Source organism: Jiangella gansuensis DSM 44835, from assembly GCF_000515395.1.
Lineage (GTDB): Bacteria > Actinomycetota > Actinomycetes > Jiangellales > Jiangellaceae > Jiangella > Jiangella gansuensis.
In genome coordinates, this window is the sequence record NZ_KI911782.1 from 163,923 (window position 1) to 175,722 (window position 11,800).

General features: G+C 71.8%; 13 protein-coding genes. 5 read left to right on the forward strand and 8 right to left on the reverse strand.

Annotated features, from left to right (window positions below; all coding sequences use genetic code 11):
* Positions 1–714, reverse strand: coding sequence for a leucyl/phenylalanyl-tRNA--protein transferase (gene aat, locus JIAGA_RS0100775; protein WP_026874203.1), 714 nt, complete (start codon positions 712–714; stop codon positions 1–3).
* A 104-nt stretch (positions 715–818) separates the two neighbouring features.
* Here aat and JIAGA_RS0100780 point away from each other — a divergent pair, with 104 nt between their 5' ends.
* Positions 819–1,511, forward strand: a complete 693-nt coding sequence (locus tag JIAGA_RS0100780) for an EcsC family protein (protein ID WP_026874204.1) — start codon at positions 819–821, stop codon at positions 1,509–1,511.
* Here JIAGA_RS0100780 and JIAGA_RS26650 read toward each other — a convergent pair.
* The 3 genes from JIAGA_RS26650 to JIAGA_RS0100795 all read right to left on the reverse strand — a co-directional run bounded on the left by JIAGA_RS26650 (position 1,448) and on the right by JIAGA_RS0100795 (position 3,623).
* The gene (locus tag JIAGA_RS26650) at positions 1,448–2,155 is read right to left on the reverse strand and encodes a hypothetical protein (RefSeq protein ID WP_051425515.1); all 708 of its coding nucleotides are present in this window, start codon (positions 2,153–2,155) and stop codon (positions 1,448–1,450) included. The two genes, JIAGA_RS0100780 and JIAGA_RS26650, sit on opposite strands and share 64 nt — an antisense overlap.
* 25 nt (positions 2,156–2,180) lie before the next feature.
* Positions 2,181–2,738, reverse strand: a complete 558-nt coding sequence (locus tag JIAGA_RS0100790) for a TetR/AcrR family transcriptional regulator (protein WP_026874205.1) — start codon at positions 2,736–2,738, stop codon at positions 2,181–2,183.
* A gap of 93 nt (positions 2,739–2,831) precedes the next feature.
* Positions 2,832–3,623, reverse strand: a complete 792-nt coding sequence (locus JIAGA_RS0100795; protein ID WP_026874206.1) for a DNA-formamidopyrimidine glycosylase family protein — start codon at positions 3,621–3,623, stop codon at positions 2,832–2,834.
* 122 nt (positions 3,624–3,745) lie between these two features.
* On the opposite strand from JIAGA_RS0100795, the gene JIAGA_RS26655 reads away from it, so the two are divergent.
* On the forward strand, positions 3,746–4,069 hold the full coding sequence (locus JIAGA_RS26655) for a hypothetical protein (protein ID WP_035811926.1): 324 nt from the start codon (positions 3,746–3,748) through the stop codon (positions 4,067–4,069).
* Here JIAGA_RS26655 and JIAGA_RS26660 read toward each other — a convergent pair.
* The 3 genes from JIAGA_RS26660 to JIAGA_RS0100815 form a co-directional block, all read right to left on the reverse strand.
* Positions 4,043–4,555 (reverse strand): methylated-DNA--[protein]-cysteine S-methyltransferase, encoded by a 513-nt coding sequence (locus tag JIAGA_RS26660; RefSeq protein ID WP_157552482.1) that lies wholly within the window; start codon positions 4,553–4,555, stop codon positions 4,043–4,045. The genes JIAGA_RS26655 and JIAGA_RS26660 overlap by 27 nt on opposite strands.
* A gap of 56 nt (positions 4,556–4,611) precedes the next feature.
* The gene (locus JIAGA_RS0100810; protein ID WP_026874207.1) at positions 4,612–6,051 is read right to left on the reverse strand and encodes a DNA-3-methyladenine glycosylase 2 family protein; all 1,440 of its coding nucleotides are present in this window, start codon (positions 6,049–6,051) and stop codon (positions 4,612–4,614) included.
* A 108-nt stretch (positions 6,052–6,159) separates the two neighbouring features.
* On the reverse strand, positions 6,160–7,689 hold the full coding sequence (locus JIAGA_RS0100815) for a helix-turn-helix domain-containing protein (RefSeq protein ID WP_026874208.1): 1,530 nt from the start codon (positions 7,687–7,689) through the stop codon (positions 6,160–6,162).
* A gap of 315 nt (positions 7,690–8,004) precedes the next feature.
* On the opposite strand from JIAGA_RS0100815, the gene JIAGA_RS34170 reads away from it, so the two are divergent.
* Both JIAGA_RS34170 and JIAGA_RS34175 read left to right on the forward strand, forming a co-directional pair.
* A complete protein-coding gene (locus tag JIAGA_RS34170; RefSeq protein ID WP_026874209.1) occupies positions 8,005–8,625 on the forward strand; it encodes a cyclodeaminase/cyclohydrolase family protein in 621 nt (206 codons plus the stop codon).
* The gene (locus tag JIAGA_RS34175) at positions 8,622–9,464 is read left to right on the forward strand and encodes a bifunctional 5,10-methylenetetrahydrofolate dehydrogenase/5,10-methenyltetrahydrofolate cyclohydrolase (RefSeq protein ID WP_211239455.1); all 843 of its coding nucleotides are present in this window, start codon (positions 8,622–8,624) and stop codon (positions 9,462–9,464) included. Before JIAGA_RS34170 ends, JIAGA_RS34175 begins: the two co-directional genes overlap by 4 nt.
* Here JIAGA_RS34175 and JIAGA_RS0100830 read toward each other — a convergent pair.
* On the reverse strand, positions 9,459–10,391 hold the full coding sequence (locus tag JIAGA_RS0100830; RefSeq protein WP_026874211.1) for a bifunctional helix-turn-helix transcriptional regulator/GNAT family N-acetyltransferase: 933 nt from the start codon (positions 10,389–10,391) through the stop codon (positions 9,459–9,461). The genes JIAGA_RS34175 and JIAGA_RS0100830 overlap by 6 nt on opposite strands.
* A gap of 147 nt (positions 10,392–10,538) precedes the next feature.
* On the opposite strand from JIAGA_RS0100830, the gene JIAGA_RS0100835 reads away from it, so the two are divergent.
* Positions 10,539–11,780, forward strand: a complete 1,242-nt coding sequence (locus JIAGA_RS0100835; RefSeq protein WP_211239456.1) for a M14 family zinc carboxypeptidase — start codon at positions 10,539–10,541, stop codon at positions 11,778–11,780.
* Positions 11,781–11,800 lie beyond the last annotated feature (20 nt).

Below are 11,800 nucleotides of genomic sequence, written 5' to 3' on the forward strand. Positions count from 1 at the left end.
TCAGTGTGCCTCGTTCGGGGCTCGCTCGGCGAACACCGCCGGCAGCGGCAGCTCGAGCGCGCGGCGCAGCCTGCTGAGGTACTCCGCGCGGGGGATCTCGACGACGCCCAGGCTCTCCAGGTGCCGGGTGCCCCACTGCACGTCGAGCAGTCGGCCCACGTGCCCGTCCGCACCCAGCATCTCGACCAGGGCGACCAGCGCGACCTTGGAGGCGTCGCGGCCCCAGCGCTGGCGGGCGTGGAACATGGACTCGCCGGCGAACAGCCCGCCGATGGCCACGCCGTACAGCCCGCCGGCCAGTCGACCGTCCGGTGTCCAGGCTTCGACGGAGTGCGCCCAGCCCAGCCGGTGCAGCCGCTCATAGGCCCGGCGGATGTCGGGGGTGATCCAGGCGCCGGGGCGGGACGGGTCGGCGCACGCGTCGATGACTTGGTCGAAGCTGGTGTCGACCCGTACGTCGAACCGCCGGGACGACTGCCGCAGTGACCGTGACACCCGTAGGCCGCCCAGCGGCAGCACGCCACGCGGGTTCGGCGACCACCAGGCCAGGTCGGTGGCCCGCCCGAGGAGGTGATCGACTGGCATCGGGAACAGGCCGTTGCGGTACGCCGCCAGCAGTGTTCCCGGCTCCAGGTCGGCACCGAACGCGACGAGATCGTCGTCGCCGGATGTGCTGGGCAGGTCCCACCGGGTCGGCGGCGGCTCGACGGGCACTACGGACTCCCTCCGGCGCGATGCGACGTCTCCGGCCTCATCGACAGGGTAGTCCGCCGGGCGACGGATCCCCGGCTACGTGGCGCGGCACGTAGCATGAAGACATGGGTGTGCGTCGGACTGTAGGCACGTGGGCCGGAACCGTCGCCGCGCGGCGCGCGGCTCCGGTGATGGCCGCACGCGGTGCACAGCAGTTCATGAACCGGGCCATCGAGGGGTTTCCGGGTTTCCCCGGTGCTCGTGAGGTGGCCCGTCGCCACCTGGACAGGCGCGGTGACGTGGAGCGGGCCATCCGCGACGTCATCGAGCAGCACGTCCGGCTCGCCGGAGTCCAGGGCTTCGTCACGAACGTCGGCGGTGTCGTCACCATGCCGGTGACGGTGCCGGCCAACATGGCCGGAATCGCCGTGCTGCACCTGCGCATGGCGGCCACCATCGCCCACCTGCGTGGGCACGACATCTCGGATCCGCGGGTGCGTACCGCCGCCCTGATGACGCTGCTGGGCAAGGACGGCGTCGAGGAGGCGCTGCGTGGGCGCGATCTCCCCGCCCGCCCGTTCGATGTCGCCACCGGCCTGCACGAGCCTGACCCGGCCGTCGTCGAGCGCACCGTCGCGGCGGTCACGTCGCAGCTGGTCGCCCGCATTGGCGGCAAGCACGCCACGCTGGCCATGGTGCGCAGGGTGCCGGTCCTGGGCGGTGCGGTCAGCGCCGGCGTCGACGCGTTCTCCACCTATGCGATCGGCCGGTTCGCCGACGGGGAGTTCCCGGCCAACGTCACCGTCGAGCGGGCCTGAGCCGCCCCGTCGCCGGCGGCCCGCCACAGGACGACGGCCAGCCAGAGGCAGCCGGCGGCCAGCACAGCCCCGTGCGCGATTCGCGCCGGCCCGGGCGTGAAGAACTGCGGGATGAACAGCCCGAACCCGGCGCCGAGGAGTACGCCGGAGTGCCGCGGCAGCACGCCGGATCGCCGTACGGCCAGCGCCGCCAGCACGCCACCGGCGCCGAGCGCCAGCAGGCCGAGAGCGAACGTGGTGACGGCCACTGCGCCGAACCGGACCGCTTCGGCGAGGTCGACGATGTCCAGCGGGTGGCCGTCCGCTGCCCGGCCGGCGATCGCGTGCAGCGCGAAGTTCTCCGCGCCGTAGTAGGGCAGGGTCAGCCCGGCGCCGATCCAGAAGACGACGACGGCCGCGAACGCCCGCGGTTCGGCCGCGGTGTCGCGGACCACGGAGCGCAGGGCGAGCAGCCCGAACGGCACGAGCACGAAGCCGATCATGGCGAACAGGTGTGAGGCCACCCAGGCGCCGGAGCCCATGGACGCGACGGCGCCTGCCTGCGTGGTCTCGTCGTGCCACGGGCGTGCGACGGGGTAGAGCAGGAACATCGCGCCGGCGACGGCGAGCGCGGCGGCACCGAGACGGGTACGTCGCTCGGACATGGTGGTCTCCTTCGGGGTGCTGGCGTCAGGTGCGGGGGAGGCTGGTGAGGTACAGGTCGATCAGTTGGGCGTAGGTCTCGTCGAGGTTCTCGGGCAGTCCGAACCCGCCGGCCGCTTCCAGCGAGACGAAGCCGTGGACGATGGTTCGTAGGCGCCGGATGGCGTGAACGGCGTCCGAGCCCTCGAGTCCGTAGCCGCGCATTACGGCGAGAAACACCTCGAGCAGCGCGGAACCTGCCGCCGCATAGGCAGGGTCGCTGAGTGGGTCGGCCGGCATCGCCGCGTAGCGCTGCGGGTGGTCGCGAACGTAGCCGCGGGCCGCGTGCATCAGGGCCTTGACGGCGTCGTCACGGCTGCGGCCCATGACCTCGCGGGTGAGCCGCTCGGCGGTCTCCTCCATGGCCCGCACCCCCACCCGCACCCGCAGCTCGCCGAGGCTGCGGACGTGCTTGTACAGCGACGGGGCGGCGACGCCTGCACGGGCGGCGACGGCGGCCAGGGTCAGCGCGTCCGTGCCCTGCTCGTCGACGATGGCGACGGCAGTGTCGACGACCGTGTTCGCCGACAGCCCGGCTCTAGGCATGGTGGAGGCGGCGCGGCGCGCGGATCGGCATAGCCATAAAGCTAATGGCATTAGCTTCAGCGGGTCCAGGCCCTCAGTGGCCAGCGGCGGCCCTCAGGCCGGACGCGGCTGGCAGGTAGGGCACCAGTAGGTGAGCCGCGCCTGCGGCGGGGCGCCGATCTCCGCGGCTCGGACGGGTGTGCCGCACCGTCGGCATGGCCGCCGGCCGCGCCCGTACACCCAGTGCTGGCGGCCCGGTCTCGGGTCGCCGGTGGTGACCTGCCGCCCGGTCTCGACGCCCAGCCGCAGCAGCCGGTGGGCGTCGTCGACGATCGCGCGCAGGTCGGGCACGGCGGCGACCGGTGTCCACGGCGAGACGCCGGCCAGGAAACACAGCTCGGTCATGTACATGTTGCCGATGCCGGCGAGGTTGCGCTGGTCGAGCAGCGCGTCGCCGAGTTCGCGATCCGGGTCGGCGCGGAGCCGTCGCTCGGCTTCGTCGGCGGACCAGTCGTCACCGAGGAGGTCCGGGCCGAGGTGACCGACCACGCGGGCCTCGTCGGCGGTGCGCACCAGCTCCACCACCGGCAGCCGGTAGCCGACCGCGTCGTACCGGGCCGTCGACAACACCACCCGGATCTGGAACGCCGGCCCGCCACGCCACGGCTGGCCCGTGGGAAAGACCCGCCACGCCCCGTCCATGCGCAAGTGCGTGTGGAGCGTGAGCCCGCCGCTGATCCTGGTGAGCAGGTGCTTGCCGCGAGCGATCGATTCGGTGACGGTGCGACCGGTGAGGTCCGCCGTGGCCAGCCGCGGTACCCGGAAGTCGGAGCGAACCAGTTCGGCGCCGGCCAGGGCATCGTGCAGACGCTTCGTCGCCAGCCACACGGTGTCGCCTTCGGGCATGCCCAGTCACCTCCGGCCCCACGCACCAGCAGCCTTGCCCGGCCCAAGCCTTGCACACCGGTGCTGGAAAACCCCTCGTCAAGGGCGTCGTGGGTGGCTAGGCTGCTGGTCAGGAGTCCACGATGGAATCGCCTTTCCACGACATCGCGAAGGTCTTCCGGCGCCGTCGCTCCGGTGGCCGGAATGCTCAGTGCGTCCTGCCCGATCCGTTCGAGGCGCTCAACGTCCAGCTCCGGCTCACCCGGGTGGTCGGCGAGATCCGCCGCCTCGAATGCGACCAGGGTCGCTGGGCTCGCGCCCACCACCTGGCCGCGGCCACCGGCGCCTACGACGACCTGCTGGTCGACGCCGCGCGGCTGGCCGGGGTGCCGGTGCCGGACGCGCCGGCGCCGGTCCGCCGGGTGATGCTCGAGAGCGCCCTACGCCACGACGGCTGGAGCTGGTAGCCGTACCTGGCCCGTGGTGCCGATCTCCAGGTCCAGTAGCGACCGCTTGCGGTCCAGGCCCCAGGCGTACCCCGTCAGGACGCCGGACGTACCGACCACCCGATGGCACGGCACGATGATCGAGATGGGGTTGCGTCCGTTCGCCGCACCGACCGCGCGGGACGCTGTGGGGCGGCCGATCTGCTCGGCGATCTCCCGGTACGAGCGCGTCTCGCCGTACGGAATGGCACGCAGCGCGGCCCACACCTCCAGCTGGAACGGCGTGCCGGCCGGGTTGAGCTCGACGTCGAACTCGCGCAGTTCGCCGGCGAAGTAGCCGTCCAACTGGTCGCGTGCGGCCGTGAACGGCGAGTCGTCCTCGACCCAGCCGGCGCCGTCCAGCGTCGGCGGCCGGCCCATGTACAGGCCGGTCAGGCCGGCGTCGCCGGCGGTGAGCCACAGCGGGCCCAGCGGGCTGTCGATGGTGGTCCAGTAGGCGGTGCTCATGGTTGCTCCCTCGGTGGTACTCGTGATTGGGTCATGCAGCTGTCGGCATGCGGGTGTCAGAGCGTCGACCAGACGTGCAGCAGCGCGTAGGAGCGCCACGGTCGCCAGTTCTCCGCCAGCTCGGCGACGGCCCTGGGCGCGGTGGGCAGGCCCAGGGCGGCCAAGGCGTGCTTGACGCCCAGGTCGGTGGGAAGGAAGACGTCGGGGTCGGCCAGCGCGCGCATCCGGACGTACCGCGCCGTCCACGGCCCGATACCGGGCACGTCGAGCAGCCGGCGTTCCGCGTCGTCGCGGTCCACGCCCGGATCGAGCCGCAGACTGCCGTCGGCCAGCCGGGTGGTCAGCTCGTGCAGCGTGCGCCGCCGGCTGCGTGGCATCGGGAACGTCGCGGGGTCGGCCCCGGCCAGCACGGACGCCGCCGGAAACGTGTGCGTGACGCTACCGACCGGTGCGTCCAGCGGTTTGCCGTGCGCCGCCACCAGCCGGCCGGCGACGGTGCGTGCCGCGGCGACCGAGACCTGCTGTCCGATCACCGCGCGCACCGCGAGCTCGTCGCCGTCGACGGTGCCGGGCACGCGGCGCCCGGGGTGTGCGGCCACCAGTGGCCCGAGTACCGGGTCCGCGCCGAGCAGGTCATCCACCGCCTGCGGATCGGCGTCGAGGTCGAGCACGCGGCGGCACCGCGCCACCGCTGCGGTCAGGTCACGCGGGTCAGCCAGCCGGAGCGTGGCCCGCACCCATCCGTCCCGCGGCGTCAGCTCGGCGACGCCGGTGCCGTGCGGCAGCGACAGGCTGCGCCGGTACGTGCCGCCGACGACCTCCTCGACGCCGGGGACGGCCCGCATGGCCAGGAACTCGAGCACACCGTCGAGGTCCGCGGGCTGCCGGTACGCCAGCCGCAGCTCGACCGTGCCGGCGACGCGGTCCCGGCCGGCCCGGCGGGCGCGGCCGCGCAGCTCGCTCGGCGTCATCGCGTAGATCTCACGGACCGTGGCGTTGAACTGGCGGATGCTGGCGAATCCGGCCGCGAACGCCGCCTCGGTGACGGGCAGGTCCGTGGTCTCCAGCAGCACTCGCGCGGTGTGAGCGCGCTGCGAGCGAGCTAGCCGCAACGGTCCGGCGCCGACCTCTTCCAGCAGTGTCCGGTGCACCTGGCGCTCGCTGTAACCGAGCTGACCGGCCAGGCCGGCGACGCCGCCGCGGTCCACCACGCCGTCCGCGATCAGCCGCATCGCCCGGCCGACGACGTCAGCGCGGACGTTCCACTCGGCGGACCCGGGCGTGGCGTCCGGTCGGCAGCGGCGGCATGCTCGGAAGCCCGCCGTCTGCGCCTCGGCGGCGGTGCGGTAGAAGCGGATGTTGACCCGCTTCGGCGTCATGGCCGGGCAGCTGGGGCGGCAGTAGATGCCGGTGGATGTGACGCCGATGTAGAAGACGCCGTCGAACCGGGCGTCCCGGCCCTGAACTGCGCGGTAGCAGGCTTCCTCGTCGAGCATGCTTCCAGTGTCGCTCGCCGGGCGACCGCGTACTAGCGGGAATCGGACATCACCGTGGCGCGGCCGGCCGCCGGCTCCTCACGAGTAGCCATGGTCCACGTGATCATTTCAGATGTCGCGGAACGGTTCGATGCGGGCGCCGAGCACGGAAAGCCGGGCCGCGAGGTCCTCGTAGCCGCGGTTGATGACGTAGACGTTGCGCAGCACGGACTCGCCCTTGGCGGCGAGCATCGCCAGCAGCACCACCACCGCGGGCCGCAGCGCCGGCGGGCAGATGATCTCGGTACCGGACCATCGGGTCGGCCCCTCGACCAGGACCCGGTGCGGGTCCAGCAGTGTGACGTTGCCGCCGAGCTTCGTCAGCTCGGTCAGGTAGATCGCGCGGTTCTCGTACACCCAGTCGTGGATCATCGTCTGGCCGTTCGCACTGGCCGCGATGAGCGCGAAGAACGGCAGGTTGTCGATGTTCAGGCCGGGGAACGGCATCGGGTGGATCTTGTCGTGCGGTGCCTGCAGTGTGGACGGCCGCACCGTCAGGTCGACCAGCCGGGTCTCGCCGTTCGCCGAGACGTACTCGGTGCTGCGGTCGTAGTCGAGGCCCATCTCCTCCAGCAGCGCCAGCTCGATCTCGAGGAACTCGATCGGTGCGCGCTGGACCGTGATCTCCGACGACGTGACGATGGCGGCGGCCAGCAGGCTCATCGCCTCGATGGGGTCCTCGGAGGGCGCGTAGTCGACGTCGACGTCGATCTCGGACTTGCCGTGGACGGTCAGCGTGGTGGTGCCGATGCCGTCGATGCGCACGCCGAGCCGGGTGAGGAAGAAGCAGAGGTCCTGCACCATGTAGTTGGAGCTGGCGTTGCGGATGACGGTGACGCCGTCGTTGCGGGCGGCCGCCATCAGCGCGTTCTCGGTGACGGTGTCGCCGCGTTCGATCAGCACGATCGGGCGGGTCGGTGACGCCTTCCGGTCCACCTCGGCGTGGTAGTAGCCGCCGGTGGCCTTGAGCTCCAGGCCGAACGGGCGCAGCGCGGACATGTGCGGCTCGACCGTACGGGTGCCGAGGTTGCAGCCACCGGCGTAGGGGAGCTTGAAACGGTCCTCGCGGTGCAGCAGCGGGCCGAGGAACATGATGACGCTGCGGGTGCGACGCGCCGCCTCGACGTCCATGCTGTCGAGGTCGAGCCGCTCCGGCTGGACGATCTCGAGGTCACGCCGGTCGCCCAGCCACCGCGTGCGGATGCCGATGCTCTCGAGCACCTCGATGATGCGGTTGACCTCTTCGATGCGCGCGATGCCGCGCAGCACGGTGCGGCCCTTGTTCAGCAGGCTGGCGCACAGCAGCGCGACGCTGGCGTTCTTGCTGGACCGGACGTCGATGCTGCCGGAGAGCTGTTGGCCGCCGCTGACCCGCAGGTGCGTGGGTCCGGGCTGGCCGAGTGAGACGATCTGCTTGTCGAGCGCCTCGCCGATGCGGGCGATCATCTCCAGGCTCAGGTTCTGCTGACCGTGCTCGATGCGGTGGACCGCGCTCTGACTGCTGCCGAGGGCGTCGGCGAGCTGACTCTGGGTCCAACCGCGATGTTGTCGCGAGTCACGGATCAAGCGACCGATCCGGCCGCGGTAATCGTCTGCCACGAGGCGAACCATATCTCAGCTATGAGTTAACTGGCGCCACATTCGTCACATTGGCCTCGGGTGAGTCGCACAGTGGGCGAACTCTCATGCGCCTCGTGAGGTGCGCACTTGGACGGCCGCGAAGAGGTGCCACATCTCTGACGCCGCTCGCCTGCCCGCCGTTCCCACGACTTCTGGAGACTTATGCACTCTTCCGGGCCCGGTCAGCGTGCATAAGTCTCCAGAAGTGTGGACGACGGACCCCGCCGACGGCCGTCCGCACGGGCGCGGGACACTGGGCGCGTCGTGCGTCCATTCGAGCGACGAGGAGACAGCGTGCGCGATGTGCCGATCGGCGACTTCCTCGACAGCCTGGCCGACCGGGTGCCGGCACCGGGCGGTGGTGCCGTCGCGGCGTTGCATGCCGCGCAGTCGGCCGCCCTGCTCGGCATGGTCGCCCGCTACAGCACCGGTCCGACATTCGCCGAGCACGCGGATGTGATCGAGCGGGTGCTGGTGCGCGCCGACGCCCTGCGCGCCGACGCGCTGGAGCTGGCCGAGGACGACGCGGAGGCGTTCCGGGCTGTCACCGAGACGTACGGCCTGCCGAAGGGCACCGACGAGGAGAAGACGGACCGATCCGCGGCCATCGCGACGGCCCTGGCCGCTGCCGCGGAGCCGCCGGCGGCTGTCATCGTCGCGGCCATGCACCTCGTGGCGATGGCCGAGGAACTGCTGCCCGTGGGCAACAGCAACGTCGTCACCGACGTCGCCGCTGCCGCCGACGCCGCGCGCGCGGCCGCCACGACGGCCCGGCTCAATGTCGAAGTCAACCTGACCGGTGTCACCGACGACGCGGTCCGCGAACGGCTGGAGGCCACGCTCGAAGAGGTGGACGACCTGGCCGCCCGCGCCGACCGGGTGACCGCCGCCGTCCGCGAGCGGATCGGGTCGTGACGGTGACCGCGACCCGGCTGGGTGGCACCGAGCCGGCCGCACGGGTGCGCGCCGAAGTCAGCGAGCTGGCCGCCCGGGTCCGGGCCGACGGGCGGCCGCCGCGCCTAACCATCGGCACCGCCACCGACGACGACGCCAGCGCCTGGTACGTCCGGTCGATCGCGACCGCGGCCGGCAAGGCCGGCATCGACTGCGACATCGTCGACCTCGGTCCGGCGGCCACCGCCGCCGAGATCCGCGGCCGGTTGGCGCAACTGAGCGCCGACCCGTCCGTGACCGGCCTGATGATGCAGACGCCGCTGCCCGCCGGAGTGGCGCTGGCCGACGTGGCCGCGGCCATCGACCCGGCCAAGGATGTCGACGGTGCCAATCCGCTCTCGCTGGGGCGGCTGGCCGTGGGGCTCCCCGCGTTCGCACCGGCGACGGCCGCGGCCGTGGTGGCGCTGCTGGACCACCACGGCGTCGAGCTGAGCGGACGCCACGCGGTGGTGGTCGGCCGATCCACGGTGGTCGGCAAGCCGCTGGCTCATCTGCTGCTCGACCGCGACGCCACGGTGACCGTCTGCCATTCACGCACCAGCGACCTGGCGGCCGTCACGTCGACGGCGGACGTGCTGGTCGCCGCGGTCGGACGGACTCACCTGATCGGACCGGCCCACGTGCGGCCTGGTGCCGTCGTCGTCGACGTCGGGACGAACCCGACCGAGGACGGTGGCCTGGCCGGCGATGTCGACCCGGCGGTGGGTGGCGTCGCGGGCGGGCTCACCCCGGTGCCCGGCGGTGTCGGCCCCGTGACCACGGCGCTGCTGCTGCGCAACGTCGTCCGCGCATCGTCATGACGTCGTCCTGAGGTCGAGGCGCCAGATCTGGCCGACGAGGTCGTGCCCGAAGCTGTGGTGCCGATTCTCCTCCACCAGCTCGAAGCCGGCCTTCTGGTAGATGCGCCGGGCCGCCGCGAGCACGTCGTTGGTCCACAGGATCATGGACGTGTAGCCCGCGCCGCGGGCGAAGCGGATGCACTCGTCCACCAGCCGGGTGCCGAGGCCGGAACCGCGCGCCTCCGGCTCCACCAGCAGCAGTCGCAGCTGTGCGGTCGCGTCGTCCTTGCGCGCACAGAAGACCGCTCCGACGGGCCGCCCGTCCAGTTCGGCGACCCAGGCGTTCTCCTTGCCCGGCACGTGATGGTCGACGTAGTCGGCGACGATGCGCGCCACGAGCGCCTCGTATGTCCGGTCCCACCCGTACTCCTGGTGGTAGAGCGTGCCGTTGCGGCCGACCACCCAGCCGAGGTCGCCCGGGCGGAGGTCGCGGATGACGTACGCCCTGGGCGCCTGCGGCTCGCGCAGCACACTGCGGATGGTGTCGAACGCGGCGACCAGCCTGCTCCGGTTCTCCTCGGACAGTCGCGTGAGCAGGTGCTCGGCCTGCTGAGCGGAGCGGGTGTCGAGGTCGGTGAACGCCGCTCGGCCGGCATCGGTGAGCCGGACCGTGAGCCGGCGACCGTCGTCGCCGGACCGGTGCCGCTCGACCAGGCCGGCGGACTCGAAACGGGCGAGCGTCCGGCTCAGTTGGCCGGCGTCGACGCCGAGCGACCGGCGCAGCTCGCCCACCTCGGTGACCTCGCGCTGCGCCATCTCGAAGACGATGCGGGCCTCGGTCAGGGAGAACCGGGAGCGCAGCAGGCCTTGGTCCAGGAAGCCCATGACCGTCGTGTAGAAGCGGTTGAACGCTCGCACGGCCGCGATCTGCTCGGAATGCACGCTCATGAGTTGACTGTAGCAAGAAATTCTTTGTCTGAGTCAACGGTCAAAGACTTCACGGCGGCCGAACGACCTGCGAGCAAACCCTTGTCGTGGGACTCGACTGTCCGTAATGTCCGGGTCACATGTCACACCGCATCCTTGGAGGACAGCGTGAAGACAGTGCCACGATCCCGCCGCATCGCCGCCGGCATCCTCACCGCCGGCGCGGTTCTCGCCGGTGCGCTCAGCACCGCGCCATCGTCCGCCGCGCCGCCCGAGGGCCCGGGCCAGGGCACCTGCAAGACGTTCGACGATCCGCAGTTCACGGGCTGGACCAGCTATGCCGAGCTCGGCCGGAAGCTCCGGCAGATCGAGCGGACCAGCGGCGGCCGCGTGCAGGTGGACGTGGTCGGCCGCACGACGCAGGGACGGGAGCTGTACACCGCCCGAGTCGGCACCGGCGACCGCGTGCTGCTGGTCCAGAGCGCCATCCACGGCAACGAGCGCACCGGCACCGAGGCGCTCCTCGGCATCCTGAAGGACCTCGGCACCGGCAACGACCCGGACACCCGGCGCGCCCTGGAGAACGTCACCCTGGTCGCGATGCCGATGGTGAACCCCGATGGCGGCGAGCTCAACCGGCGTGCCAACGTGGTGTCCTGGGACGAGGTCGTCGCCGACTTCCCGCAGCTCGCCGATGCGCCGCGGGCCTGGTACCACTCGCTGCGCGGTGACGGCATCGAGCTGCCCGGCTTCGATCTCAACCGCGACTTCAACCCCGATCTGGACTACGTGCCCCAGCCGGGCGACCTGCCCGGGCAGCAGACCGACGCCGGCTTCTTCCTGTCACCGGAGTCCCGCGTGATCCGCGACGTGTACGTGGACCTGCGCGACGAGTTCGGCGCCGTCGACGCCGTCGTCGACCTGCACCACATGGGACCGTGCGACCGGATCACCGGTGGCCCACAGGACGGCCGGCACATCTCGGTGTCGCTCGACTACCCGCCGCTCGGCGTGAACGACGGCGCCGCCTACCAGGACGACTGGCCGCTGCTGGACCAGGACAAGTCGCGCCGGTACGCACTCGCCGTCGCCAACGGCATCGCCGACGCGTACGGTACGCAGTCGCCGCTGGCCGCGACGGGCCGCTACTTCCATCCGGACGCGCGCGAGTACGCCGGCCAGGGCCGTTCGGCGTTCGCCCTCAACGGCTCGGCGACGGTGCTGTTCGAGGTGCGCGGCCAGCAGGACGATCTCGGCCAGAAGCTCAAGGGAATGCTGGTCCAGACCGTCCGTACGGGCGTCGAGTCGCTGATCGACGCGATGGCGACCGGCGAGGTGGACACGCTGGACGGCGACGCCTTCTTCGACCTGCCCGACTACGGCTGGGACGACGAAGGCTCCGCCGACTGACGCACGCTACGGCAGAGCCG